The organism is Neisseria sp. P0009.S008, assembly GCF_051958615.1.
GTDB lineage: Bacteria > Pseudomonadota > Gammaproteobacteria > Burkholderiales > Neisseriaceae > Neisseria > Neisseria subflava.
Window position 1 is genome coordinate 30,538 of record NZ_JBQCVG010000004.1, and the last position, 25,508, is coordinate 56,045.

Sequence of the window (25,508 nt, forward strand, 5' to 3'; positions counted from 1 at the left end):
ATAATATTAAACGCTTCAAAAAAATACCGTCTGAAAACACAACGGTTTTCAGACGGCATTTCAATACCTTAATAGTCTATCAGTATGAGTTTAAACTAAGCCTTTTTTCTCCAGATAGCTTTCGTAATCGCCCAAGTAGTGTTCATATCCGCCTTTGCCATCCAATTCGATGATTTGGGTAGCCAATGAAGATACAAACTGACGGTCATGTGATACGAAAATCAGTGTGCCGTTGTATTTTTCCAGCGCCATGTTCAAGGATTCGATGCTTTCCATGTCCATGTGGTTGGTCGGTTCGTCCATGACTAAAACATTGGGTTTTAACAGCAACAGTTTGCCGTACAGCATACGGCCTTTTTCTCCACCTGAGAGAACCTTCACTTTTTTCACCACATCGTTGCTGCCGAAGAGCAAGCGGCCCAAAGTGCCACGGATGACTTGTTCGTCATCGCCTTCCTGCCCCCATTGGCGCATCCATTCGCTCAGGTCCATATCGACGTCGAAGTCGTTTTCATGGTCTTGCGGATAGTAGCCGACACTGGCTTTTTCCGCCCATTTGATGGTGCCTTCGTCCGGCAGCAGGCCGTCTGAATATTCGGGGTTGTACGCGCCTGCCAAGAGTTTCAGCAAGGTAGATTTACCCGCGCCGTTCGGGCCGATGATGGCGAGGCGCTGGCCTGCTTCAAGGATGAAGTTCAGGTTTTTAAACAACTGGGTTTCAAAGCGTTTGGCCAGTTTTTCAACTTCCACAGCCTGACGGTGCAACTTGGCTTTTTCGTCGGCTTCAAAACGGATATATGGGTTTTGACGAGTAGAAGGTTTGACTTCGACCATCTCCGATTTGATTTTGTCTGCCTGTTTCAGACGGCTGGTTGCCTGACGGGCTTTGGATTTGTTGGCGGAGAAGCGAGCAACGAACTCTTGCAGCTCTTGCAGTTTCTCTTTGGCTTTGGCGTTGTCTTTCAGGGCGCGCTCACGCGATTGGGCAGAAGCGAGCATATAGTCGTCGTAGTTGCCCGGATAGATGGTGATGGTGTTATAGTCCAAATCCGCCATGTGTGTGCAGACTTCGTTCAAAAAGTGACGGTCGTGCGAGATGATGATCATGGTGGAGTCGTATTGGTTCAACACGCCTTCCAGCCAGCGGATGGTGTTGATGTCCAAGTTATTGGTCGGCTCGTCAAGCAACAATACATCAGGTTTGGAGAACAGGGCTTGCGCCAGCAATACGCGCAGCTTGAAGCCCGGGGCGACTTCCGCCATGGTCGCATTGTGCAAATCTTCGGAAATGCCTACGCCGCTCAACAGTTCGGCGGCGCGCGCTTCGGCGGTATAGCCGTCGTATTCTGCGAACTTGGCTTCCAGTTCGGCAGCTTTCATGTAATCGTCTTCGGTGGCTTCGAGGTTGGCGTAAATCGCGTCGCGTTCGGTCATCGCCGCCCACATTTCGGTGTGCCCCATCATCACCACGTCCAGCACGCGCATGTCTTCGTAGGCAAACTGGTCTTGGCGCAATTTACCCAAGCGTACGCCGTTTTCAATCGCGACTTCGCCCGCAGTCTGTTCCAAATCGCCGCCGAGGATTTTCATGAAGGTGGACTTGCCTGAGCCGTTGGCGCCGATCAAGCCGTAACGGTTGCCTTCGCCGAATTTGACGGATACGTTTTCAAACAGCGGCTTTGCGCCGAACTGCATGGTGATGCCGTTAGTAGAAATCATTATTCGTAAAACCTTTATAAATAGAATGTTATAATCGGACGCGATTGTAGCATATTTTTGCAAAGACCTCAGGATTGAGGCCATGGCAAATGTGTCCAATACCCGATACAAGATGAAAACAGGCAGCGCTTCACGCAAAAACGCGTTGTAGTCAGCATTTCAGGCCGTCTGAAACGGAGAAACGATATGGAAACGCACAAAATCTATTACGCCGTGATTATTTTGGTATGTGCCGCCTCCATGCTGCTCAGCCCGTTTTTCTATATCCGCCGCACGCGCTCTGGCACTGAATTACGACGTGCGCCCAGACAGTGGAAACCCATCCTCTTCGCCAACATCATCATGATTGCGGCTTTATTTGTTTGGTGGAAATGGTTTTAAGGAAAAATAAAAAATGAACAAACTCTGGATCAGCACATTACTGCTCGCTTTGGCAACTGCGGTTTCCGCCGCGCCTATTTTTGAATGTACCGATTCTGCCGGCCGCAAAGTCTATACCCAAGCCGGCGGCAAAAACTGCAAAGCCAGCAATATCGGCAAACCGTCCGTATATACTTCTGCGCCTGTTTCAACACCGGCAACGCCGATTTCCCCAAGCAAAGCCGAGCAGGCAGAAGAAGCTGTCGCCCCGGTCAATCCGACTGATGTCGGTGCGGCCAAGCGTGCTTTAGATACCGCCAAGAAAAATTTGGAAGAAGGCAAAAAAGTGCGTTATGGCAATGAACGCAACTATGCCCGCTATCTCGATCGGATCAACGGTTTGGAAAAAGCCGTCCGCTCGGCTCAGGAAAACTATGATGCGGCGCAACGCCAGCCTGCATCTCAAGATCCTGTTGCCTATTAATCCTTACCACACCAGCAAGGTCGTCTGAAATTTGATGTTCAGACGGCCTTTTCATCTTTTCAATATAACAAAATCGTCTTTATACCAAACAAAGTATTCTTTCCAGTTTTCAGACGGCCTTGTTAAAGTAAGCGTGTATTAAATTCTGACGATTGCCATTATGTTGTTACTCAAAACGCCTTCTGTATTGCCGGGTTTCAAACTCAGCCTGGGTTTGACGGTTTTATGCCTGTCGCTTTTGGTGGTTTTGCCGTTTGCGATGATGGCGGCCAAAGCGGCGGAAATCGGCTGGAGCGGATTTTGGAACACGATTACCGAACCCAATGTCTTGGCGGCCGTCTGGCTGAGTTTGCGGATGTCGTTTTATGCGATGTTGACCAATATCGTGTTCGGCACGTTGGTCGCCTGGGTATTGGTGCGTTATGAATTTCTGGGCAAAGGGTTAGTAAACGCTTTGGTCGATTTGCCGTTTGCGCTGCCGACAGCGGTAACAGGCATTGCGTTGGCAACCCTGTATGCGCCCAATGGCTGGATAGGCCGTTTTTTCGAGCCTTTAGGCATCAAAATCGCCTTTACGCCCATCGGCATTTGGATTGCGCTGATTGTCGTCAGCCTGCCCTTTATCGTCCGCGCCGCGCAGCCGGTATTGGAAGAGTTGTCGGGAGAATATGAAGAAGCGGCGGCAACTTTAGGCGCAAGCCGTTGGACTACGTTCCGCCGCGTCCTCTTGCCTGAAATCACACCGGCCCTGTTGACCGGCGCAGGCATGATGTTTGCCCGCTCAACCGGCGAATACGGCTCGGTCATTTTTATCGCGGGCAATATTCCGATGGTGTCTGAAATCCTGCCCTTGATTATTACCGGCAAACTGGAGCAATACGATGCTCAGGGCGCATCAGCCGTTGCTCTGTTTATGCTGATGATTTCGTTTGTCATCCTGTTGATTTTGAACATCATGCAATGGACTTTGAGCCGCCGCGCCGGAGCGAAGGTTTAACAAACAATAGGCCGTCTGAAACATCAAGCAAACATTTTTCAGACGGCCTAGACAGATACAAGAATAAACAGAGACTTCACTAACATGAAAACCCATTCCACCAATCCAAACCTGAGCGAACCGCGCTGGCTGCGCGTATTGCTGACTGCTACCGCCTTGGGCTTTCTGCTGCTGATGCTGGTCGTACCGCTTGTCGCCGTATTTTACGAGGCCTTAAAAGGCGGTTGGGATTTGTACCTGCAATCCTTGACCGATCCCGAAGCATGGTCTGCCATCAAATTGACGCTGATTACCGCGCTGATTGTCGTTCCCGTCAATGCCGTATTGGGCGTAGCAATGGCGTGGCTGTTGACCCGTTTTGACTTCCGCGGCAAGCAGTTGCTGACTACCCTGCTCGATTTGCCGTTTTCCGTATCGCCCGTGGTGGCCGGTTTAATGTTTGTCTTATTGTTCGGCGCGCACACGGCATTGGGCGGCTGGCTGGAAGCGCAAGGCATACAGATTATCTTCGCCATCCCCGGCATTATTCTGGCGACGCTGTTCGTTACCTTCCCCTTTGTCGCACGCGAAATTATTCCTTTAATGCAGGCGCAGGGCGACAGCGAAGAACAGGCCGCGCTGATACTCGGCGCAAGCGGCTGGCAGATGTTCTGGCGCGTTACCCTGCCCAACATCAAATGGGCGCTGCTCTACGGCATCATCCTTACCAACGCCCGCGCAATGGGCGAGTTCGGCGCGGTCAGCGTGGTATCGGGACACATCCGCGGCGAAACCAACACCATCCCGCTTTTGGTCGAAATCTTTTACAACGAATACAACTTCACCGGCGCATTCGCCCTCTCAGGCGTATTGGCACTTTTAGCCTTGGCCACCTTGCTGGTACAAAACATCATCACAAAATTACAAGATAAAAAACTCGCCGCCGCCGAAAGGAACGCAGCATGAGCATCACCATTCAAAACTTAAACAAACACTTCGGAGCGTTCCACGCGCTGAAAAACATCAACCTCAACGTCCCCACCGGCAAACTCGTTTCCCTGCTCGGCCCTTCCGGCTGCGGCAAAACCACGCTCCTGCGCATTATCGCCGGATTGGAAAATGCCGACGGCGGCCAAATTCTCTTTGACGGCCAAGACGTTACCGCCAAGCATGTGCGCGAGCGCAAAGTCGGCTTCGTGTTCCAACACTACGCCCTTTTCCGCCACATGAACGTGTTTGACAACGTCGCCTTCGGTTTGACCGTATTGCCCAAGTCCGAACGCCCGTCCAAAGAACAAATCCGCACCAAAGTCGAAGAATTGCTGAAACTCGTGCAGCTCTCCCACCTCGCCAAATCCTATCCGCACCAACTCTCCGGCGGCCAACGCCAACGCATCGCCCTCGCCCGCGCCCTCGCTGTCGAACCCAAACTCCTGCTTTTGGACGAACCCTTCGGCGCGCTAGATGCCAAAGTGCGCAAAGAATTACGCACTTGGTTGCGCGACATCCATCACAACTTGGGCGTAACCAGCATTTTGGTGACGCACGACCAAGAAGAAGCCCTCGAAGTTTCCGACGAAATCGTCGTCATGAACCACGGCAAAATCGAACAAACCGGCAGCGCCGAAGCCATTTACCGCAAACCTGAAAACGCCTTCGTTACTGAGTTCCTCGGCGAAACCGACGCTTTTGAAGGCAGAATCGAAAAAGGCATCTGGCACTACAACGGCTTCGCGTGGAAATTAGACGCTCACTACAAATGGCAGGAACAAACCGCCACCGGCTACATCCGCCCGCACGAATGGCAGCTTGCCGACGAAAATGAAACACCGATGATTCGTGCCAAAATCGAAAAAATTCACGCCGTCGGCGCATTGACGCATATTTTAGTCAAACACGACAAACAAGACGTACATATCACGCTGGCAGGCAGCGATGCCGCGCGTTACCAAATCGCCGAAGACAAAGAATTGAAGCTGATTCCGAAACAGGTTTATGTCTTTTCTCAAAATGAACTGATTGAATATTCGATTTGAAACTAAATCATAAGGCCGTCTGAAAATCTGCTTTCAGACGGCCTATCATCTTATTTAAACCTGCCAATCAATCGGCTCTAAACCATGTGCCTGCAAATAAGCGTTTGCCTGCGAAAAATGTTTGCAGCCGAAAAAGCCGCGATATGCCGATAAAGGCGAAGGATGCGGCGCAGTCAATACCAAATGGCGGTTGCGGTTGATAAACGCGCCTTTCTTCTGCGCATGGCTGCCCCACAGCATAAAAACTAAATGTTCGCGTTCCTTATCCAATTGTCGGATGACTTCATCGGTAAACGCCTCCCAACCAAAAGTCGCATGAGAATGCGCCGAACCGGCACGGACAGTCAACACCGTGTTCAACAGCAACACGCCCTGTTCCGCCCAATGCTGCAAATAGCCGTGTTGCGGAATTTGAAAGCCCTCAATATCCGTCGCCAGCTCTTTATAAATATTGACCAACGACGGTGGCACCGCAATTTCAGGTTGCACGGAAAACGCCAAACCATGAGCCTGACCCGCACCGTGATACGGGTCTTGCCCCAAAATCACTACTTTTACATTTCCAAATTCAGTCGTCCGAAAGGCATTGAATACATCGCGTTCAGGTGGATAAACGGTTATCCCCGCCTGCCTTTCATGGCGTACCTTCTCCAAAATCGTTTGAAAATACGCCTTTTCTTTTTCCGCACCAATTGCCTCGTGCCAAGTCTGCATTATTTGCCGCTCCGTATTTGAACGGACTTATTATAACTGAAATAAATTTCAACCTTAGCCTTTTCATTTCAAGCTGTTGCCATTATGATAAGGATTCTCAAAAGATTATTAAAAGGATATGCCGCATGACGATATGGTTTGTTGCCGCCGCCGTTGTTCTGATTGTCGAATTATTTATCGGAACGGTTTATCTTTTGGTAGTCAGCGTAGCGCTGGTCGCCGCCGGAATCATGTACGGATTAAGCGGACACTTTTCTGCCGCCGTTTTGACTGCCGCCATCATCAGTGCACTCGGTATCTGGCTGGTACACGGCCGTCTGAAAAATCAGTTGGCTCCCCAAGTGCTTAACGATGATTTGGATATTGGGCAAAACGTCCGCATCCTACGCCACCTGCATGACAATATTTACGAAGTCGCCTACCGCGGCACACATTGGCAGGCACAAGCCGAACGGCCTCAAGATACTTTTCAGACTGCCTCAAGCGCAGTCATTACCGCCAAAAACGGCAATCTTCTGATTATCCGCACACTCTCCCAACCATCATCATAAGGAAACGTTATGGAATTTCTGCTCAGCCCCATCGTCCTCTTCTTCATCGTCGTTGTTGTTTTTGGTTTCAAATCCTTTATCGTTGTACCGCAGCAGGAAGTTTATGTGGTCGAACGATTAGGCCGTTTTCACAAAGCGCTGACTGCAGGTCTGGACATCCTTATCCCATTTATCGACCGCGTCGCCTATCGTCACTCGCTGAAAGAAGTTCCTTTGGATGTTCCCAGCCAAGTCTGTATTACCCGCGACAACACTCAGCTGACTGTGGACGGCATCATCTACTTCCAAGTCACCGATCCAAAACTCGCTTCATATGGTTCCAGCAACTACATCATGGCGATTACCCAGCTTGCGCAGACAACTTTGCGCTCTGTCATCGGCCGCATGGAATTGGATAAAACCTTTGAAGAGCGCGATGAAATCAACAGCATTGTTGTTGCTGCTTTGGACGAAGCGGCAGGCGCATGGGGTGTGAAAGTCTTGCGTTACGAAATCAAAGACTTGGTTCCGCCGCAAGAAATCCTCCGCTCAATGCAAGCGCAAATTACCGCCGAACGTGAAAAACGCGCGCGTATTGCCGAATCCGAAGGCCGTAAAATCGAGCAGATCAACCTTGCCAGCGGTCAGCGCGAAGCAGAAATCCAACAATCCGAAGGTGAAGCGCAAGCCGCCATCAACGCGTCAAACGGTGAAAAAATCGCCCGTATCAACCGCGCTCAAGGTGAAGCCGAAGCCCTGCGCCTGGTGGCCGAAGCCAACGCCGACGCCATCCGCAAAATCGCCGAGGCTGTCCGCTCCGAGGGCGGTGCTGAAGCCGTCAACCTGAAAGTTGCCGAGCAATACGTTGCCGCCTTCAGCAATTTGGCTAAAGAAAGCAACACGCTGATTATGCCTGCCAACGTTGCCGACATCGGCAGCTTGGTCTCCGCCGGTTTGAAAATCATCGACGGCAACAAGCCTAAAGCCTCATAATAGCGTTCTGACTCAGGCCGTCTGAAAACCCAATACGGCTTTTCAGACGGCCTTTTTATATCGTTCGATTTTTATATGAATACACAAACCATCAAAACCTATCTTGTCGGCGGCGCCGTCCGCGACCATCTTTTAGGCCTGCCCGTCAAAGACCGCGATTGGGTAGTCGTCGGTGCAGATGCACAAAACATGTTGGCTCAAGGCTATCAACCTGTCGGCAAGGATTTTCCCGTCTTTCTCCATCCGGACAGCCACGAAGAATACGCCCTCGCCCGTACCGAGCGCAAAACCGCCAAAGGCTATGCCGGATTCAGCTTTCATGCCGATAAAGACGTTACGCTGGAACAAGACCTGATGCGCCGCGACCTGACCATCAATGCCATGGCTCAAGATTCAGACGGCACGATCATCGATCCTTTTGGCGGACAACAAGACTTGGCGGCCGGCATCCTGCGCCACGTTTCGCCTGCCTTTGCCGAAGACCCCGTGCGTATTTTGCGTATCGCCCGTTTTGCCGCGCGTTATGGTTTTCAAATTGCCGATGAAACCATGTCGCTGATGCGGCAAATGGTAGAAAACGGTGAAGCCGATGCCTTGGTTGCCGAACGCGTCTGGCAGGAATTGGCCAAAGGCTTGATGGAGAAAAATCCGCGCCGAATGATTGAAGTTTTACGCGAATGCGGCGCACTCAAAGTTTTGCTGCCCGAGCTTGATGCCCTTTTCGGCGTACCGCAACGCGCCGACTATCATCCCGAAATCGACAGCGGTATTCATACGCTGATGGTTGTACAACGAGCCGCAGAAATGAACCTGTCCCTCGCCGAACGCTATGCCGCCTTATTGCACGACTTAGGCAAGGCAAAAACACCGGCCGACATCCTGCCCAAACACTACGGACACGACGTCAACGGCGTCGAACCCGTCCGCGAAGTCAATCAACGCCTGCGCGCACCCAAACACTGCGCCGAGCTTGCCGAACTTGTCTGCCGTTGGCACATCATGCTCCATCAAGTCGGGCAGTTCAAAAGCAAAACCATTTTGAATGTTTTGAAAAAAACCGACGCATTCCGCCGCCCCGAACGTTTTCAGACGGCCTTAAACGTCTGCGTGGCCGACAAACAAGGCCGTCTGAACCTTGAAGACGCCCCCTATCCGCAACGCGAACACTGGCTGGCCTTACTTGAGGCCGCCAACCAAGTAGATGCAGGCAAAATTGCCGCCGAGTGCCGCACACAAGGGAAAGCCCATTTAATTGCCGAACAAATCGATCATGCACGCTTGGCGCAAATTAGGCCGCTGCAAAAAGCGTATCAGGCTGAAAAAGTAGGAGGCTATTGATGGTATAGACAAGCTTTGAAACAGCCGCCACGATATCCGCTATAATCCTCACCTTGACCATCTTATTTCAACAATAAAAATCATGACTATCCAGACCGATTTACTTCACGAAAAAATCAGCAATGAAGATTATCAGCGCCTCATTATCAAACACAGCGAATCTTTCAGCGACGGCGAAATCCGCCTATTAAACGAAATCCTTGAAAAATTCCGCTTTGATGTCGTACAGGCGCAAGCTTTGGCGCAAGCCGTCATGCAGCAGGTGCGCTTCGATCCAAACGACTACCATATCGACAGCGATGATGAAGACACAACCGGCATCTGTCCGCACTGCATCAATCCACCCATGCCGCCCCTGCGCGATTATTTGGTTTGGCGCGAAACTCGCGGCTAAAAATTTTCCTAATCGATTTTGATAAGTTATTAATCATTCACTATCGAATAAGGCCGTCTGAACAGGTGTCATCGTTACATATGTTCAGACGGCCTTTTGTAAATAAATGTTCACAATTAGGATAAATCAGTATAATCTGCGCCATTTGAATTTTCTTCGGAGCTTTTATGAACCAGCTTAAAACGGCGGTAGCCGGTGCGCAGATTTTGTTTGTCGCATTCGGTGCCATGGTGCTTGTGCCGCTTCTGACGGGACTGAACCCGGCTTTGGCATTATTGGGCGCAGGCTTGGGCACTTTGTTGTTCCAATTGGTTACCAAACGTAAAGTGCCGATTTTCCTCGGCTCTTCTTTTGCCTTTATTGCACCGATTATCTACTCCATCGGCGAATGGGGCCTGCCTTCTACCATGTTCGGCCTGTTTGCGGCAGGTTTCATGTACTTTGTCTTTGCCGCGCTAATTAGATGGCGCGGTCTAGATGCGGTACACAAGCTGTTGCCGCCCGTGGTTATCGGTCCGGTGATTATGGTAATCGGTTTGTCCGTGGCCGCTGCAGCCAGCAGCATGGCCATGGGTCAGGCGGATGGAAAACAGGTCATCGACTATATCGACTCGCTGATTCTGTCCGGCTTTACCTTTGCGGTAACCGTCATTGTTTCTGTCTTCGGCAGCAAAATGATGAAGCTGATTCCGATTCTGATCGGCGTGGCTTCAGGCTATGTGTTGGCTTTGATCATGGGCTTGGTCGATACCAGCGCCATCATCAACGCTCCTTGGTTTGCCGTCCCTCATTTTGAAACGCCTCAAGTCAACTGGCAGGCTGCCTTGTTTATGTTGCCCGTTGCCATCGCCCCGGCCATCGAACACATCGGCGGCATTATGGCCATCGGTAATGTAACCGGCAAAAACTACACTAAAGACCCGGGCTTGGACAAAACCCTCGCCGGCGACGGCTTGGGCGTGTGCGTGGCCGGTTTGATCGGCGGCCCGCCTGTGACCACTTACGGTGAAGTGACCGGCGCGGTGATGATTACCAAAAACAGCAACCCCGTTATCATGACTTGGGCGGCAATTTTTGCGATTTTCATGGCATTTTTCGGTAAGTTCAACGCGTTTTTGGCTTCGATTCCTATGCCGGTTATGGGCGGCATTATGTTGCTGCTGTTCGGTACAATCGCCTCTTTGGGCATCAAAACATTGATTGATGCGAAAGTCGATTTGATGCAGCCGAAAAATCTGGTTATCGTCAGTTCCGTATTGACGACAGGTATCGGCGGCATGATTATCAAAGTAGGTACTTTGAGCTTCGCCGGTGTAGGTTTATGCGCCGTATTGGCCATTATCCTGAACTGCGTTTTGCCCAATACAAAATCAGAAGAAGCATAAATAGCTGGCTCATAAACTCAAAGGCCGTCTGAAAATGAGATTTCAGACGGCCTTTTTATTACGCTTTATACAATGAAAAATGCCGGAGACTTAACCATCTCCGGCATTTTTGAATAAGGTGGCGAGCCGAACCCCCGGCACTGGCTCATCAGAGTGGGCTGCTGGCTTCCGCCCCTGACCCGGTGTTCCGAATTACCATGCGGGGAGACCCGCCATAGAAGAAACGCATTATAGCGGTTTTACAGAAAAACTCAAGCGATAAAATCTGTCAGGCCGTCTGAAAATCATTTACATGACAAGATTGTAAACAATATTACCTAGTTGAAAATCATTCCCATTGAAATGTTTATTGTCTTTTCCGTTGAAAAATATCGAAAATTACACTACATTAACACTTTACGCCATCAAGAAGAAATTGCATTTTTCAGACGGCCTTTAATATAAAAACATTACATCCATCAACGGAACACGACCATGACCACGACTACTGCCCCTCAGCGTATTCGAGAAATTCCCTATAACTATACTTCTTATACCGACCGCGAAATCGTCATCCGACTGTTGGGCAACGAAGCGTGGCAAATCCTGCAAGACCTGCGCGGTCAACGCAAAACAGGACGTTCGGCACGAATGCTGTTTGAAGTATTGGGCGATATTTGGGTGGTCGTGCGTAATCCGTATCTGGTCGATGATTTGCTGGAGCATCCGAAACGCCGCGCCGCGCTGGTGCGGGAAATGCGCCACCGCTTAAATGAAATCCGCAAACGCCGCGACGATAATCGGCAAGTGGATGTCTTGGTTGCAGCAGCAGAAAAAGCAGTCGAGCGTTTTGATAGCAGTTTTGATGAAACCAGCCAAAAACGCCATCAAATTTTGGATCGCTTAAGCAAAATTACCAAGCCGCACAATATTATGTTTGACGGATTGGCTCGAGTAACGCACGTTACCGATGCGACTGACTGGCGCGTGGAGTATCCGTTTGTTGTCGTTAATCCTGATACCGAGGCAGAGATCGCGCCTTTGGTGCGCGCTTTAATTGAGTTGGACTTGGTCATTATCCCACGCGGTGGCGGTACCGGCTACACTGGTGGCGCAGTACCTTTAGACGCAAACAGCGCAGTCATCAATACCGAAAAACTCGACAAGCATCGCGGCGTCGAATATGTTGAGCTGGCAGGCTTGGACGGCAGACATCCGATTATCCATTGTGGCGCAGGCGTAGTAACCCGCCGGGTGGAAGAAACCGCGCATCAGGCGGGTTTGGTGTTTGCCGTTGATCCGACTTCCGCCGATGCGTCTTGCGTGGGCGGTAATGTGGCGATGAATGCAGGTGGCAAAAAAGCTGTGCTGTGGGGTACTGCCTTGGACAACCTCGCCTACTGGAACATGATCAACCCTCAAGGCGAATGGTTGCGTATCGAACGCGTTCGCCACAATTTTGGCAAAATCCACGATGAAGAAATCGCCTTGTTTGATGTACATACGTTGGATTCAGACGGCCGCAATATCGTCAATACCAAACGCTTGGAAATCCCCGGCCACAAATTCCGCAAAGTCGGTTTGGGCAAAGACGTTACCGACAAATTCTTGAGCGGTCTGCCCGGCGTGCAGAAAGAAGGCACAGACGGCATCATCACCAGCGTCGCCTTCGTATTGCACAAAATGCCGAAATACACGCGTACTGTATGTATGGAATTTTTCGGTACAGTCGCCACCGCAACGCCTTCCATCGTCGAAATCCGCGATTTCCTGCTTACCCATGAAAGCGTTCGGCTGGCGGGTTTGGAGCATTTAGACTGGCGTTACGTCCGCGCCGTCGGTTATGCCACCAAAGCGGCAGGTAAAGGCCGACCTAAAATGGTCTTGCTGGCAGACGTGGTTTCCGATGACGAAGCCGCCGTACAGGCAGCCGCCGAACACATCTGCAAACTTGCCCGCGCCCGCGACGGCGAAGGCTTTATCGCCATATCTCCAGAAGCGCGCAAAACCTTCTGGCTTGACCGCAGCCGCACCGCCGCCATCGCCAAACATACCAACGCCTTTAAAATCAACGAAGACGTAGTGATTCCGCTGGAGCGGCTCGGTGAGTATTCAGACGGCATCGAGCGCATCAACATTGAGCTTTCCATTCAAAACAAACTCAAACTCTGTGCCGCCTTAGAGCAATATCTGTCCGGCAAACTCCCCATCGACAAAATGGGAACAGACCTGCCAACCGCCGAACTATTGGGCGAACGCGGCAAACACGCCCTAGCCCACGTTTCCGCTGTCAAAGCGCGTTGGGAATGGCTGCTTGCTAACTTAGACGCGCCGCTTGCCGACTATAAAGCACGCTATGGCGCAGCCGTCCACGCTGCGCCCGAAGCCAAAAACAATGAAAGCTGCTTTATTGCCTTCCGCGATTTCCGCCTGCGCGTGTCTGTCAAAGCGGACGTAATGAAGCCGCTTTCTGAAATCTTCAGCGGCAAAACAGATACCAAAATTATCCAAGGCTTGGGCAAAATCCACGCCAAAACCGTACGCAGCCGCGTCTTCGTCGCCCTGCATATGCACGCCGGCGACGGTAACGTTCACACCAATATTCCGGTTAACTCAGACGATGCCGAAATGCTTCAGACGGCCTACCGTTCTGTGGAACGCATCATGAAAATCGCCCGTTCGCTCGGCGGCGTAATTTCCGGCGAACACGGCATCGGCATTACCAAGCTCGAATTCCTGACAGATGAAGATTTGCAACCGTTTTGGAATTACAAAAACCAAGTCGATCCCAAACACACCTTCAACCGTCACAAACTGATGAAAGGCTCGGACCTGCGCAACGCCTACACGCCATCCTTCGAGCTTTTAGGTGCGGAATCGCTGATTATGGAAAAATCAGACCTCGGCACCATCGCCGATTCCGTCAAAGACTGCCTGCGCTGCGGCAAATGCAAACCCGTTTGCTCTACTCATGTTCCACGTGCCAACCTGCTGTACAGCCCACGTAACAAAATCCTCGGCGTAGGCTTGCTGACCGAAGCCTTCTTATACGAAGAGCAAACCCGCCGCGGCGTTTCCATCAAACACTTCGAAGAACTCATGGACATCGGCGACCACTGCACCGTGTGCCACCGCTGCGTCAAACCTTGCCCTGTTAACATCGACTTCGGCGACGTTACCGTAGCCGTCCGCAACTACCTTGCCGATTCCGGCCACAAACGATTTGCGCCTGCGGCTTCAATGGGCATGGCATTTTTGAACGCCACAGGCCCGAAAACCATCAAAGCCCTTCGCGCCGCCATGATACAGACCGGCTTCCCTGCGCAAAACTTTGCCTACAAAATCGGCAAGCTTCTTCCGATTGGCACTAAAAAGCAAAAAGCCGAACCGAAAGCCACCGTCGGCACCGCCTCAATCAAAGAACAGGTTATCCACTTCATCAACCGTCCTTTGCCGAAAAGCGTACCTGCTAAAACTCCGCGCTCCATGCTGGGTATAGAAGACGACAAGAGTATTCCTATCATCCGCAATCCGGCTTCTCCTGAAGATGCCGAGGCCGTATTCTACTTTCCAGGTTGCGGTTCCGAACGTCTGTTCAGCCAAATCGGGCTTGCTGTTCAAGCTATGCTCTGGCATGTCGGTGTACAAACCATCCTGCCGCCGGGCTATATGTGTTGCGGCTATCCGCAAGACGCAGGCGGCAATAAGGCTAAAGCCGAAGAAATGAGTACCAACAACCGCGTGGCTTTCCACCGTATGGCAAACACCCTTAACTACCTCGACATTAAAACCGTCGTCGTCAGTTGCGGTACCTGCTACGACCAACTGGAAAAATACCGTTTTGAAGAAATCTTCCCAGGCTGCCGTATCATCGACATCCATGAATATCTGCTTGAAAAAGGTGTGCAGCTAAACGGCGTACAAGGTCAGCAATACCTCTACCACGACCCTTGCCATACCCCGATCAAAACCATGAATGCCACCCAAATGGCCAGCAGCCTGATGGGACAGAAAGTCGTCTTAAGCGACCGCTGCTGCGGCGAGTCCGGTATGTTTGCCGTCAAACGACCCGACATTGCCACTCAGGTCAAGTTCCGCAAACAAGAGGAAATTGAGAAAAACCTCAAAGAGCTGCCTCAGGGCGAACCCGTCAAAATGCTTACCTCCTGCCCAGCCTGCCTGCAAGGCCTGAGCCGCTACGCCGACGACAACAATATGCCTGCCGACTACATTGTCATCGAAATGGCGAAACACATCCTCGGCGAAAACTGGCTGGATGAGTTTGTAAAAAAAGCCAATAACGGCGGTGTAGAAAAAGTATTGCTCTAAGGACTTAGACAAAAACTTTTGGATGTAATAAAGGCCGTCTGAAAATCTTTCAGACGGCCTTTTTATTCAAAAGAATCAAAATACAATAATCAAATCAAATGCCTTTACAAATAGCGATGCTACACCAGCAGTATTCAATAAAAAATAAAACTTGAGGCTTTTATCCCCCAGGTTTTATTTTCAAGTCTTATGCTTTTTCTTGCTGACGTTTTCTTTCTGCCATCATCTCATGCAATGTTTGCTTGGCAGGTTTCATCGGAACATGGTTATTGGTCCAGCTTAACTGCTTGCTTGGCGTCAATGCACGGAATTTGGTAGCAGCCCAGCCGAATGCTCGATAAGCCTTACTGCCGCTGAAAATGCCGTTAAACGTACGCCACGCCATTTGCTCGCCGAAGGTATGCGATGCGCCTTGACCACGGATAGGATGAGGAACGGTTTCTGTTGGCGAACGTTGCGCTTCAACACGCAGACGTTGCATTTGTTCGGTAATCGGAATGCGTACCGGACAAACCTCAACACAGGCGCCACACATGGTACATGCAGTCGGCAGATCGCGTGTCGCATCCAAGCCTAACAAATGCGGAGAGATAATCTCGCCAATCGGGCCGGGATAAGTCGTACCGTAGGCCGCGCCACCGATACGGGTATAAACCGGACAGTGGTTCATACACGCACCGCAACGGATACATTGCAAGGTACGGCGCATTTGATCTTCTGCATACGCTTGACTACGGCCGTTATCAAGCAGTACCAAGTGCATTTCTTGAGGGCCGTCCAGCTCTTCGCTACGGCGAGGACCGGTAATCATATTAAAATAAGTGGTAATGTTCTGACCGATGGCGGAGCGTGGCAGCAGGCTGTACAAAGGCGGAACATCCGACAGCTTCGCAACCACTTTTTCAATACCGGTAATGGCGATGTGCACAGGCGGTACAGTGGTACTCAAGCGGCCGTTGCCTTCATTTTCGACCAGACACAAAGTGCCCGTTTCAGCAACGGCAAAGTTCACACCGCTCAAACCGACATCGGCAGTGCTGTAAATATCGCGCAATGCTTTACGCGCAAATCCAGTCAACTGGTCTACATCATCTGTTAATGGAGTGCCGAGGTTTTGATGGAAAAGCTCGCTAACCTGCTCTTTGGTTTTATGAATGGCAGGCATCACGATATGGGTTGGTTTCTCGCCGGCCATTTGAACGATAAACTCGCCCAAGTCGCTCTCAATCGCTTTGATGCCTTGATCTTGCAGATAATGGTTCAGCTCAATCTCTTCGCTGACCATAGATTTGCCTTTCACCATCAGCTTACCGTTTTTATCGGTAATGATGTTGTGAATGATTTGGCAGGCTTCGGCAGGTGTTTCTGCCCAGTGGACTTTAACGCCCAACTTGGTCAGGTTTTCTTCCAGCTGTTCCAATAATGCAGGCAATTTGGACAACGAACGTTGACGGACATGCTCACACAAGTCACGCAGGCTTTGCAGCTCTTCTTCATCTGTCAAAACGGCTTTGCGCTTGGTCATCAGCATGTCCATCGCTGTGCGCAAGCTTTTACGCAAAGGTTTGTCTTGCAAAGAAATCGCGGCGTTTTGCTTGAACGTTTCCGGCTTCATATGGAATTTAATGGTTTGGGAACTCATGCTTTTTCCTCCAAATCGGCAGGGGAAATGTGATCAGGCAGAACGGCCAAAACCACCAAATCGCGCGGGCCGTGTGCACCATAGGCCAAAGTCAATTGAATATCAGCAGTCTTAGACGGGCCGGAAATCAAAATAACGTTGGTAGGCATGCCTTTTTCTACCAGTTTTTCGCCTTCAACAGCATTATGTAATTCGTTGTACATTTTGCTGGTGTCAAACAAGCAGAAATGCACAGGCGGAACCAAACTCAGGCTGCGTGGCTCGACAGGACTGGACTCCAGCATAATCGTACCGGTACGGGCAATACCGCATTTAGAGCCGCTAAAACCAGCCTCAATATCGGTAAAGAATTCGTTTTTCCAGTCGTCGATTTTTCGCTCAAAACCACGCGGTTCAATATCGGTATCGGCCAAAGCTGCACGGGCCAGCTGACCATGTTCTGTTTCCAATGGAAGCAGAATGTTTTTCAAGCCCTTGCCTTCGGCGGCTTGACGGAATACTTGCGGCCAGTTGGATTTGGTAACCCAATAGATTTCAGTTTTGACGGCACGCATGGCAGCCGCCCAATGTTTCAAGCGTTCGACATCGTTTGCCCAAGAAACACCCATTTCACGGTAATAATCGAAAACCGGCGGTTCTTCCATCGGCAAGGCATCGGCTTTTTTCAATTTCGCTAAAATATTTTCGCGCGCGCTCATGCTTTACCTCCGGTGCGTTCCAACAGGAAAGATGCAATATGTTTCGGACGTGGCATATTGGGTTCGTCTTTAGCGATTTTGCCGCCAATATTCATCATGCAACCGCAGTCCGCGCTGATGATTTCAGTTGCGCCGGTTTCTTTCAGCGCGGCAACTTTGTCGGTTACCATCGCTCCGGAAATATCGGCTTGTTTCACAGAGAATGTACCGCCAAAACCGCAGCACTCGCTTTCATGGTCGTGAACGATACGTTCAACATTTTCCATGCCGTCGATCAACTGCCAGCCTGACAAATGTACATTCATCTCGCGACGCGCCGCGCAGGAAGTATGAACAGCCACTTTAACCGGCTCGCCTTTATCTTCAGGTTTGTAACCAATCGCCAGCAGGAAGTGGGTAAATTCAATGATACGATTGGCGCAATCAATGGCTTTTTGCTCGTACTCGGTACCTTTGAACAAAGTCGGCCAGTGGTGTTTCATCATGCCGCCGCAAGAACCGGAAGGCACGACAATCGGCCAATTTTCAGGGAATAAATCCAGTTGCGCTTTGGCAACATCAAAGGCTTCTTTAGGATGACCTGACGAATAGGCCGGTTGACCGCAGCAGCTTTGCTCCATTGGATAATGGACACGGATACCCTGTTGTTCGATTAAAGTGATGGCATCCATACCGGCTTCAGGCATAAAAAGGTCGAGAACGCAAGTACCGAAGAAATAAGCATCGGTTGGCTTGCTGTCGAATACAGTGATTTGTGGTGGTTTGATTGCGCTCATTTTTTTGGAACGGGACAACCCGTTTTCTTGTGTAAAAATCAGATGGATACTTTAAGTAATTGCTTGTAATGGGTCAAGTCTAATTTTAAAAAATAATATTAAAAAAGCATGACAAACCAGACAAACACCTTTTCCTTATTAACTTGATAATCTACATAATAACCACTATCAATAAGAAAACTGATGGATTCATTTTTTAATGAATGAAGCTCGTACATTCTCTCTTTATTTAAAACACAATAACTGCCTCTTTATAGAATCTTGATTTACATCAGAAGTCATGAACTTAATCTCTATGACTCATTTTTAAACAAAATAAGCGACCCATTATGCTGTACATATGTTTCAGACGGCCATATCTGAATAAAAAGATGTCTAAGATAATAAAAATAAAAGTTTTTCTCACAAGACTCAGGCCGTCTGAAAGATAAGTTCGTCAAAAGGCCGCTTTCCATATGCTCAACCTTACTTTTAATCAAAATCAAACACTTGAAAAATCATCCTTCTTAACCTTGAAAACTCTATGCACACTCAAGCACTTCCAGTATCATTGAGGCAGTTTCTTGACGCAAAATTACAGTCTTGGCCGCCCACGATCGGCATGGATTTGCAAAAGAAGTGAAACCAAGCTTCAAAACAATTTCACCTTAACTTCGGAGTAGGCATTATGTTGACCCAGACTCAACAGGTTGATTTGACCTTGCATCACCTTAAAGAACGCACCCTATCGATTTATACCCCCGAACAGCGTGCAAGTATCGAGACATCTGAAGACTGGAAACAGTTTGACAGACGACTTGAGGAACACTTCCCAAAACTGATGCACGAGCTGGACAATGTTTACAACAACAACGAAGCCGTCCTCCCCATGCTGGAGCAACTGATTGCCCAAGCATGGCAAAGCTATTCCCAACGCAACTCATCCTTAAAAGATATCGATATCGCGCGCGAAAACGATCCTGACTGGATTTTGTCCAACAAACAGGTTGGCGGCGGGTGCTACGTCGATTTGTTCGCAGGCGATCTGCAAGGCTTGAAAGCCAAAATTCCTTATTTCCAAGAATTGGGCCTGACCTATCTGCACCTGATGCCCCTGTTTAAATGTCCTGAAGGCAAAAGCGACGGCGGCTATGCAGTCAGCAGCTACCGCGATGTCAATCCGGCTTTGGGCACAATAGACGACTTGCGCGATGTCATTGCCGCACTGCACGAAGCAGGTATTTCCGCCGTTGTCGATTTCATCTTTAACCACACTTCCAATGAACACGAATGGGCAAAAGGCTGCGCCGCCGGCAATCCGCTTTACGACAATTTCTACTACATCTTCCCTGACCGCTGGATGCCCGACCAATACGACCGCACCCTGCGTGAAATCTTCCCCGACCAACATCCGGGCGGCTTCTCCCAACTGGAAGACGGACGCTGGGTATGGACGACGTTCAACTCCTTCCAATGGGACTTGAATTACAGCAACCCATGGGTATTCCGTGCCATGGCAGGCGAAATGATGTTCCTTGCCAACTTGGGCGTTGATATTCTGCGCATGGATGCCGTTGCCTTTATTTGGAAGCAAATGGGCACAAGCTGCGAAAACCTGCCTCAGGCACACGCTCTGATTCGCGCGTTTAACTCCGTAATGCGTATCGCAGCGCCAGCCGTGTTCTTCAAATCCGAAGCCATCGTCCATCCTGACCAAGTTGTCCAATACATCAGCCAAGACGAATGCCAAATCGGCTACAACCCTCTGCAAATGGCATTGTTGTGGAACACGCTTGCCACACGCGAAGTCAACCTACTCCATCAAGCACTGACCTACCGCCACAACCTGCCCGACCATACTGCATGGGTTAACTACGTCCTCAGCCATGACGACATCGGCTGGACGTTCGCCGACGAAGACGCATCACAATTCGGCATCCACGGCTACGACCACCGCCAATTCCTCAACCGCTTCTTCGTCAACCATTTTGACGGCAGCTTCGCACGCGGTGTACCGTTCCAATACAATCCAAGCACAGGCGACTGCCGCGTCAGCGGTACAGCCGCAGCATTGGTTGGCTTGGCTCAAAACGATCCGCATGCCGTTGACCGCATCAAACTCTTGTACAGCATTGCTTTGAGTACCGGCGGTCTACCGCTGATTTACCTAGGCGACGAAGTGGGTACGCTCAATGACGACGACTGGTCGCAAGACAGCAATAAGAGCGACGACAGCCGCTGGGCACACCGTCCTCGGTACAATGAGGAGTTGTACAACCAACGCCATGACAGCTCGACCACTGCCGGTCAAATCTTCCAAGGTTTGCGCCATATGATTTCCATCCGCCAAAGCAATCCGCGCTTTAATGGCGGCAGATTGGTCACCTTTAACACCAACAACAAACACATCATCGGCTATATGCGCAACAACGCGCTTTTGGCATTCGGCAACTTCAGCGAACATGCGCAAACCATCAGTGCGCACACCCTGCAGGCCATGCCGTTTAAAGCGCATGATTTAATCAGCGGCCAAACCGTTTCTCTGAATCAGGACTTAGTACTGCAACCCTATCAAGTCATGTGGCTTGAAATTGCATAAGCTGAATTTTTTATACATCATTCAAGGCCGTCTGAACAAATCAGCGTTCAGACGGCCTTTTAAGGCATAAGATGTATTTTGTATTTTGGGCAGTTTCGCTTAGAATGCACGCTTTAATACCAAATGACACACTTAAGTCAGGAGTAAAAATCCATGTTGAAAAAATTCGTACTCGGCAGCATCGCTGCAGTAGTTTTGGCTGCTTGCGGCGGAGAAGGCAGCAACTCAGCTTCTTCTGCTCCGGCACAATCCGGTGCGGCCTCCGGTTCACTGATTGAGCGTATCAACAACAAAGGTACCATCACTGTCGGTACGGAAGGTACTTACGCACCATTCACCTACCACGACAAAGACGGCAAATTGACCGGCTACGATGTTGAAGTAACCCGCGCAGTTGCCGACAAACTGGGCATCAAAGTTGAATTTAAAGAAACTCAATGGGACTCCATGATGGCAGGTTTGAAAGCCGGCCGTTTTGACGTAGTCGCCAACCAAGTCGGCCTGACCAGCCCTGAGCGTCAAGCGACTTTTGACAAATCCGAGCCTTACAGCTGGAGCGGTGCCGTATTGGTTGCCCGCAAAGACAGTAACATCAAATCTATCGATGACATCAAAGGCGTGAAAACCGCACAATCCCTGACCAGTAACTATGGAGAAAAAGCCAAAGCTGCAGGCGCAGAACTCGTACCGGTAGATGGTTTGGCACAATCGCTGACCCTGATTGAACAAAAACGCGCGGATGCGACTTTAAACGATGAATTGGCAGTTTTAGACTATCTGAAGAAAAACCCGAATGCGGGCGTGAAAATCGTTTGGTCTGCGCCTGCCGATGAAAAAGTCGGTTCCGGCTTGATTGTCAATAAAGGCAATGACGAAGTCGTGGCGAAATTCAGCACGGCAATCAACGAACTGAAAGCCGACGGCACGCTGAAAAAACTAGGCGAACAATTCTTCGGAAAAGACATCAGTGTTAAATAATTTCCTTGCCTCTCTGCCGTTTATGACGGAAACACGTGCTGATATGCTCATCAGCGCGTTTTGGCCTATGGTCAAAGCCGGCTTTGCAGTATCTTTGCCTTTGGCGATCGCTTCTTTCGTTATCGGCATGATTATTGCCGTAGCCGTTGCTTTGGTGCGAATCATGCCCTCCGCCGGCATTTTCCAAAAATGCTTGCTGAAGCTGGTTGAATTTTATATTTCCGTCATTCGTGGTACGCCGCTGTTGGTGCAGTTGGTCATCGTATTCTATGGTTTGCCTTCCGTCGGCATCTATATCGACCCGATTCCTGCCGCCATCATCGGCTTTTCGCTCAATGTCGGCGCATACGCTTCCGAAACCATACGCGCGGCAATTTTGTCCGTACCTAAAGGCCAATGGGAAGCAGGTTTCTCCATTGGTATGACCTATATGCAGACTTTCCGCCGCATTGTCGCACCGCAGGCATTCCGCGTTGCTGTACCGCCTTTAAGCAACGAGTTTATCGGCTTGTTCAAAAACACCTCGCTTGCCGCAGTGGTAACGGTAACGGAGCTTTTCCGTGTCGCTCAAGAGACAGCAAACCGTACTTATGACTTCTTGCCGGTTTATATCGAAGCCGCATTGGTCTATTGGTGTTTCTGCAAAGTGCTGTTTCTGATTCAGGCGCGTTTGGAAAAACGTTTCGACCGCTATGTCGCCAAATAAGGAGTTGTCATGATTAAAATCCGCAATATCCATAAGACCTTTGGCGAAAATACCATTTTGCGCGGCATCGATTTGGATGTCGGCAAAGGACAGGTGGTGGTTATCTTAGGCCCTTCCGGCTCAGGCAAAACTACGTTTTTACGCTGTTTAAATGCTTTAGAAATGCCTGAACAAGGTCAGATCGAGTTTGACAATGCGCAGCCGTTAAGCATTGATTTTTCAAAAAAACCAAGCAAACACGATATCTTGGCACTGCGCCGCAAGTCCGGCATGGTGTTCCAACAATACAACCTCTTTCCGCACAAAACTGCGTTGGAAAACGTCATGGAAGGGCCGGTTGCCGTACAAGGCAAGCCTGTCGCCAAAGCGCGTGAAGAGGCTGTCAAATTGCTTGAAAAAGTCGGTTTGGGCGATAAGATTGACCTCTACCCCTACCAGCTTTCCGGCGGTCAACAGCAGCGCGTCGGCATTGCCCGCGCATTGGCGATTCAGCCTGAACTGATGCTGTTTGACGAGCCGACTTCCGCGCTCGACCCTGAATTGGTACAAGATGTTTTGGATACCATGAAGGAATTGGCACAAGAAGGCTGGACCATGGTTGTCGTTACGCATGAAATCAAATTCGCCTTGGAAGTGGCAACCACCGTTGTCGTGATGGACGGCGGCGTTATTGTCGAACAAGGCAGCCCGCAAGATTTGTTCAATCATCCCAAACATGAGCGGACACAAAAATTTCTGCGCCAAATCCGTGCGGACAATGCCGATCTTCAAATTTAATTAAAACAACAGACAATTTGAAAGCATTTCCGGCTGTCATTTCATAAAGGCCGTCTGAATAAGTGAAATAGAAATCGTTGATTTCGTCTTCATACTTGTTCAGACGGCCTTTTATATATCTTTTCAGGTAAAATAACGCCTTTCGTTTTACTCATTCCCTTGCCTGCCATCATGATAGAAATTAAAAAACTCACCCTGCAACGCGGTTTGAAAGTCCTGCTTGATAAAGCCGATGCCGTAATCAACCCCGGCCAACGCGTTGGATTAATCGGTAAAAACGGTACGGGAAAATCCAGCCTGTTTGCGCTGATAAAAGGTGAAATCACTCAAGATGGCGGCGAAATCCTTATCCCCAAAACATGGCTTCTGGCTTCCGTCTCTCAAGAAACGCCTGATTTAGATATTTCCGCTTTAGACTACGTTTTACAAGGCGATGCCGAATTGCAGGCTTTTCAGACAGCCTTGGCCCAAACAGAAGCGCAAAACGACGGCATGAAGCAAGCCGAATATCACGCCAAACTTGAAGAAATCGATGCCTATACCGCTCCGGCACGCGCCGCCAAACTGCTTAACGGCTTGGGTTTCTCACAAGAAGAACATACCCGCCCCGTCAAATCCTTCTCCGGCGGCTGGCGTATGCGCCTCAACCTTGCCCAAGCGCTGATTTGTCGTGCTGATTTGCTGCTTTTAGACGAACCGACCAACCACTTGGATTTAGAAACCGTACTGTGGCTGGAAAACCATCTCGCCTCCCTGTCCTGTACGCAAATCATCATCTCCCATGACCGCGACTTCTTGAATGCCACCACAACGCAAACCATCGAACTGTCGCAACAAAAACTGACCCAATACGGCGGCAATTACGATTTCTACCAAGCCGAACGCGCTCAACGTTTGGCGCAACAACAAGCCGCCTACGTCAAACAGCAGGCGCAAATCAAACATCTGCAATCCTTTATCGACCGTTTCAAAGCCAAAGCCACAAAAGCCGTGCAAGCCCAAAGCCGCATGAAGGCATTAGCCAAGCTCGAACGCATCGCCCCTGCACATTTGGATAGCGAGTTTTCCTTTGAGTTTGCCAATCCGACTCATCTGCCCAATCCATTGTTGAAACTTGACCATGCCGACTTAGGTTATGGCGACAATACCGTTTTGCACGATATCACCTTGTCTCTGGAAAGCGGCGCACGTTACGGCCTGTTGGGCGTTAACGGCAGCGGTAAATCTACATTTATCAAAGCATTGGCAGGAGAAATCAATTTACTTTCCGGCAGCATCGTCCGCTCCGAAAAGCTCAATATCGGCTATTTTGCCCAACATCAACTGGATACTTTACGCGCCGACCAAAGTCCGGTTTGGCATATCCAACAGCTTTCGCCCGAAGTCCGCGAACAGGAAATCCGCAACTTTTTAGGCGGTTTCAACTTTGTCGGCGATATGGCGGTTCAAAAGACTGAACCGTTCTCCGGCGGCGAAAAAGCGCGGCTCGCCCTAGCCATGATTATCTGGCAAAAACCTAATTTGCTCCTGCTTGACGAGCCGACCAACCACCTAGACTTGGATATGCGCCACGCCCTGACACTTGCCCTGCAAAGTTTCCAAGGCGCATTGATTGTCGTTTCGCACGACCGCAGCCTGCTTGAAGCGACTACCGACAGCTTCCTCCTTATCGACAAAGGCCGTCTGAACAACTTCGACGGCGATTTGAACGACTACCGTCAATGGCGATTGGCACAAGAAAACGCAGCAGCTGCCCCCGCCGCAGCTGCACAAAGCCAAAGCCGTAAGGATACAAAGCGCATAGAAGCACAAATCCGTCAGGAAAAAGCCAAACGCAGCAAACCGATTCAGCAGAAAATCGACAAAGCCGAAAAAGAAATCGCACGATTGACTGATATTCAGACGGCCTGTGAAGCATTTTTGGCACAAGAATCTGCTTATTCAGAAGAAAATAAACCCAAATTACAAGAGACACTCGCACAATTAACAGAAACTAAAGTAAAATTAACGCAACTGGAAGAAAACTGGCTGCAATGGCAGGAAGAGCTTGAGCAAATCCAAGTTGATGTCGAAGCCGAGTTTTCCCAATAAAAATAGAGCTATCAGGCCGTCTGAA

The 25,508-nt window shown here is 49.9% G+C and carries 21 protein-coding genes and 1 other RNA gene; 16 read left to right on the forward strand and 6 right to left on the reverse strand.

Features of this window, described 5'->3' with window-relative positions:
* Window positions 1-90 precede the first annotated feature (90 nt).
* Window positions 91-1,719 (reverse strand): ABC-F family ATPase, encoded by a 1,629-nt coding sequence (locus ACTHSQ_RS04170; RefSeq protein ID WP_070712944.1) that lies wholly within the window; start codon window positions 1,717-1,719, stop codon window positions 91-93.
* Window positions 1,720-1,905: 186 nt separating this feature from the next.
* On the opposite strand from ACTHSQ_RS04170, the gene ACTHSQ_RS04175 reads away from it, so the two are divergent.
* The 5 genes from ACTHSQ_RS04175 (at window position 1,906) to ACTHSQ_RS04195 (ending at window position 5,575) form a co-directional block, all read left to right on the forward strand.
* Window positions 1,906-2,100: a hypothetical protein gene (locus tag ACTHSQ_RS04175; protein WP_070632972.1), complete on the forward strand. Its 195-nt coding sequence runs from the start codon at window positions 1,906-1,908 to the stop codon at window positions 2,098-2,100.
* 13 nt (window positions 2,101-2,113) lie between these two features.
* Window positions 2,114-2,563 (forward strand): DUF4124 domain-containing protein, encoded by a 450-nt coding sequence (locus tag ACTHSQ_RS04180; RefSeq protein ID WP_049352227.1) that lies wholly within the window; start codon window positions 2,114-2,116, stop codon window positions 2,561-2,563.
* 160 nt (window positions 2,564-2,723) lie between these two features.
* Complete coding sequence (gene cysT / locus ACTHSQ_RS04185) at window positions 2,724-3,560, forward strand: sulfate ABC transporter permease subunit CysT (protein WP_440371286.1); 837 nt, start codon at window positions 2,724-2,726, stop codon at window positions 3,558-3,560.
* 84 nt (window positions 3,561-3,644) lie between these two features.
* Window positions 3,645-4,505: a sulfate ABC transporter permease subunit CysW gene (gene cysW / locus ACTHSQ_RS04190; protein WP_049328527.1), complete on the forward strand. Its 861-nt coding sequence runs from the start codon at window positions 3,645-3,647 to the stop codon at window positions 4,503-4,505.
* Window positions 4,502-5,575: a sulfate/molybdate ABC transporter ATP-binding protein gene (locus ACTHSQ_RS04195; protein WP_440371287.1), complete on the forward strand. Its 1,074-nt coding sequence runs from the start codon at window positions 4,502-4,504 to the stop codon at window positions 5,573-5,575. The genes cysW and ACTHSQ_RS04195 overlap by 4 nt, the downstream gene beginning before the upstream one ends.
* A gap of 54 nt (window positions 5,576-5,629) precedes the next feature.
* Here the strand turns inward: ACTHSQ_RS04195 and ung are convergent, their stop codons facing one another.
* Window positions 5,630-6,289 (reverse strand): uracil-DNA glycosylase, encoded by a 660-nt coding sequence (gene ung, locus ACTHSQ_RS04200; RefSeq protein ID WP_440371288.1) that lies wholly within the window; start codon window positions 6,287-6,289, stop codon window positions 5,630-5,632.
* Between the two features lie 125 nt (window positions 6,290-6,414).
* Between ung and ACTHSQ_RS04205 the strand changes: the two genes are divergently transcribed.
* The 5 genes from ACTHSQ_RS04205 (at window position 6,415) to ACTHSQ_RS04225 (ending at window position 10,929) form a co-directional block, all read left to right on the forward strand.
* Window positions 6,415-6,840, forward strand: coding sequence for an NfeD family protein (locus ACTHSQ_RS04205; RefSeq protein WP_003683491.1), 426 nt, complete (start codon window positions 6,415-6,417; stop codon window positions 6,838-6,840).
* Between the two features lie 9 nt (window positions 6,841-6,849).
* Window positions 6,850-7,812, forward strand: coding sequence for an SPFH domain-containing protein (locus ACTHSQ_RS04210; RefSeq protein ID WP_440371289.1), 963 nt, complete (start codon window positions 6,850-6,852; stop codon window positions 7,810-7,812).
* Window positions 7,813-7,887: 75 nt separating this feature from the next.
* Entirely contained in the window at window positions 7,888-9,150 is a 1,263-nt protein-coding gene (locus ACTHSQ_RS04215; RefSeq protein WP_003683685.1) for a multifunctional CCA addition/repair protein, read from the forward strand.
* An 82-nt stretch (window positions 9,151-9,232) separates the two neighbouring features.
* Entirely contained in the window at window positions 9,233-9,544 is a 312-nt protein-coding gene (locus tag ACTHSQ_RS04220; protein ID WP_003683532.1) for a hypothetical protein, read from the forward strand.
* A 167-nt stretch (window positions 9,545-9,711) separates the two neighbouring features.
* Window positions 9,712-10,929, forward strand: coding sequence for a uracil-xanthine permease family protein (locus ACTHSQ_RS04225; protein ID WP_003679234.1), 1,218 nt, complete (start codon window positions 9,712-9,714; stop codon window positions 10,927-10,929).
* A 117-nt stretch (window positions 10,930-11,046) separates the two neighbouring features.
* Here the strand turns inward: ACTHSQ_RS04225 and ffs are convergent.
* Window positions 11,047-11,143: signal recognition particle sRNA small type (gene ffs / locus ACTHSQ_RS04230), an RNA gene on the reverse strand.
* A 260-nt stretch (window positions 11,144-11,403) separates the two neighbouring features.
* On the opposite strand from ffs, the gene ACTHSQ_RS04235 reads away from it, so the two are divergent.
* Window positions 11,404-15,237, forward strand: a complete 3,834-nt coding sequence (locus tag ACTHSQ_RS04235; RefSeq protein ID WP_440371290.1) for a DUF3683 domain-containing protein — start codon at window positions 11,404-11,406, stop codon at window positions 15,235-15,237.
* Window positions 15,238-15,424: 187 nt separating this feature from the next.
* Here the strand turns inward: ACTHSQ_RS04235 and ACTHSQ_RS04240 are convergent, their stop codons facing one another.
* Genes ACTHSQ_RS04240 through ACTHSQ_RS04250 form a run of 3 tightly spaced genes read right to left on the reverse strand, consistent with a single transcriptional unit; the run spans window position 15,425 to window position 18,353 of the window.
* Window positions 15,425-16,879 (reverse strand): LutB/LldF family L-lactate oxidation iron-sulfur protein, encoded by a 1,455-nt coding sequence (locus ACTHSQ_RS04240; RefSeq protein ID WP_049344815.1) that lies wholly within the window; start codon window positions 16,877-16,879, stop codon window positions 15,425-15,427.
* Window positions 16,876-17,577, reverse strand: a complete 702-nt coding sequence (locus ACTHSQ_RS04245) for a LutC/YkgG family protein (protein ID WP_049344814.1) — start codon at window positions 17,575-17,577, stop codon at window positions 16,876-16,878. The genes ACTHSQ_RS04240 and ACTHSQ_RS04245 overlap by 4 nt, the downstream gene beginning before the upstream one ends.
* Window positions 17,574-18,353: a (Fe-S)-binding protein gene (locus ACTHSQ_RS04250; RefSeq protein WP_049344813.1), complete on the reverse strand. Its 780-nt coding sequence runs from the start codon at window positions 18,351-18,353 to the stop codon at window positions 17,574-17,576. The genes ACTHSQ_RS04245 and ACTHSQ_RS04250 overlap by 4 nt, the downstream gene beginning before the upstream one ends.
* A 667-nt stretch (window positions 18,354-19,020) precedes the next feature.
* Here ACTHSQ_RS04250 and ACTHSQ_RS04255 point away from each other — a divergent pair.
* The 5 genes from ACTHSQ_RS04255 (at window position 19,021) to ACTHSQ_RS04275 (ending at window position 25,483) form a co-directional block, all read left to right on the forward strand.
* The gene (locus ACTHSQ_RS04255) at window positions 19,021-20,931 is read left to right on the forward strand and encodes an alpha-amylase family protein (protein WP_440371291.1); all 1,911 of its coding nucleotides are present in this window, start codon (window positions 19,021-19,023) and stop codon (window positions 20,929-20,931) included.
* Between the two features lie 153 nt (window positions 20,932-21,084).
* On the forward strand, window positions 21,085-21,909 hold the full coding sequence (locus ACTHSQ_RS04260; RefSeq protein ID WP_154953645.1) for an amino acid ABC transporter substrate-binding protein: 825 nt from the start codon (window positions 21,085-21,087) through the stop codon (window positions 21,907-21,909).
* Window positions 21,899-22,615 (forward strand): amino acid ABC transporter permease, encoded by a 717-nt coding sequence (locus ACTHSQ_RS04265; protein WP_191620639.1) that lies wholly within the window; start codon window positions 21,899-21,901, stop codon window positions 22,613-22,615. Before ACTHSQ_RS04260 ends, ACTHSQ_RS04265 begins: the two co-directional genes overlap by 11 nt.
* Before the next feature lie 9 nt (window positions 22,616-22,624).
* Window positions 22,625-23,392 (forward strand): amino acid ABC transporter ATP-binding protein, encoded by a 768-nt coding sequence (locus tag ACTHSQ_RS04270; RefSeq protein WP_107810991.1) that lies wholly within the window; start codon window positions 22,625-22,627, stop codon window positions 23,390-23,392.
* 171 nt (window positions 23,393-23,563) lie between these two features.
* Window positions 23,564-25,483, forward strand: coding sequence for an ATP-binding cassette domain-containing protein (locus ACTHSQ_RS04275; RefSeq protein ID WP_440371292.1), 1,920 nt, complete (start codon window positions 23,564-23,566; stop codon window positions 25,481-25,483).
* Window positions 25,484-25,508: the final 25 nt, after the last annotated feature.

Coding starts and splice junctions, on each gene's coding strand:
- ACTHSQ_RS04170 (WP_070712944.1), bottom strand. CDS start 1,719: ATGATTTCTACTAACGGCATCACCATGCAGTTCGGCGCAAAGCCGCTG.
- ACTHSQ_RS04175 (WP_070632972.1), top strand. CDS start 1,906: ATGGAAACGCACAAAATCTATTACGCCGTGATTATTTTGGTATGTGCC.
- ACTHSQ_RS04180 (WP_049352227.1), top strand. CDS start 2,114: ATGAACAAACTCTGGATCAGCACATTACTGCTCGCTTTGGCAACTGCG.
- cysT (WP_440371286.1), top strand. CDS start 2,724: ATGTTGTTACTCAAAACGCCTTCTGTATTGCCGGGTTTCAAACTCAGC.
- cysW (WP_049328527.1), top strand. CDS start 3,645: ATGAAAACCCATTCCACCAATCCAAACCTGAGCGAACCGCGCTGGCTG.
- ACTHSQ_RS04195 (WP_440371287.1), top strand. CDS start 4,502: ATGAGCATCACCATTCAAAACTTAAACAAACACTTCGGAGCGTTCCAC.
- ung (WP_440371288.1), bottom strand. CDS start 6,289: ATGCAGACTTGGCACGAGGCAATTGGTGCGGAAAAAGAAAAGGCGTAT.
- ACTHSQ_RS04205 (WP_003683491.1), top strand. CDS start 6,415: ATGACGATATGGTTTGTTGCCGCCGCCGTTGTTCTGATTGTCGAATTA.
- ACTHSQ_RS04210 (WP_440371289.1), top strand. CDS start 6,850: ATGGAATTTCTGCTCAGCCCCATCGTCCTCTTCTTCATCGTCGTTGTT.
- ACTHSQ_RS04215 (WP_003683685.1), top strand. CDS start 7,888: ATGAATACACAAACCATCAAAACCTATCTTGTCGGCGGCGCCGTCCGC.
- ACTHSQ_RS04220 (WP_003683532.1), top strand. CDS start 9,233: ATGACTATCCAGACCGATTTACTTCACGAAAAAATCAGCAATGAAGAT.
- ACTHSQ_RS04225 (WP_003679234.1), top strand. CDS start 9,712: ATGAACCAGCTTAAAACGGCGGTAGCCGGTGCGCAGATTTTGTTTGTC.
- ACTHSQ_RS04235 (WP_440371290.1), top strand. CDS start 11,404: ATGACCACGACTACTGCCCCTCAGCGTATTCGAGAAATTCCCTATAAC.
- ACTHSQ_RS04240 (WP_049344815.1), bottom strand. CDS start 16,879: ATGAGTTCCCAAACCATTAAATTCCATATGAAGCCGGAAACGTTCAAG.
- ACTHSQ_RS04245 (WP_049344814.1), bottom strand. CDS start 17,577: ATGAGCGCGCGCGAAAATATTTTAGCGAAATTGAAAAAAGCCGATGCC.
- ACTHSQ_RS04250 (WP_049344813.1), bottom strand. CDS start 18,353: ATGAGCGCAATCAAACCACCACAAATCACTGTATTCGACAGCAAGCCA.
- ACTHSQ_RS04255 (WP_440371291.1), top strand. CDS start 19,021: ATGTTGACCCAGACTCAACAGGTTGATTTGACCTTGCATCACCTTAAA.
- ACTHSQ_RS04260 (WP_154953645.1), top strand. CDS start 21,085: ATGTTGAAAAAATTCGTACTCGGCAGCATCGCTGCAGTAGTTTTGGCT.
- ACTHSQ_RS04270 (WP_107810991.1), top strand. CDS start 22,625: ATGATTAAAATCCGCAATATCCATAAGACCTTTGGCGAAAATACCATT.
- ACTHSQ_RS04275 (WP_440371292.1), top strand. CDS start 23,564: ATGATAGAAATTAAAAAACTCACCCTGCAACGCGGTTTGAAAGTCCTG.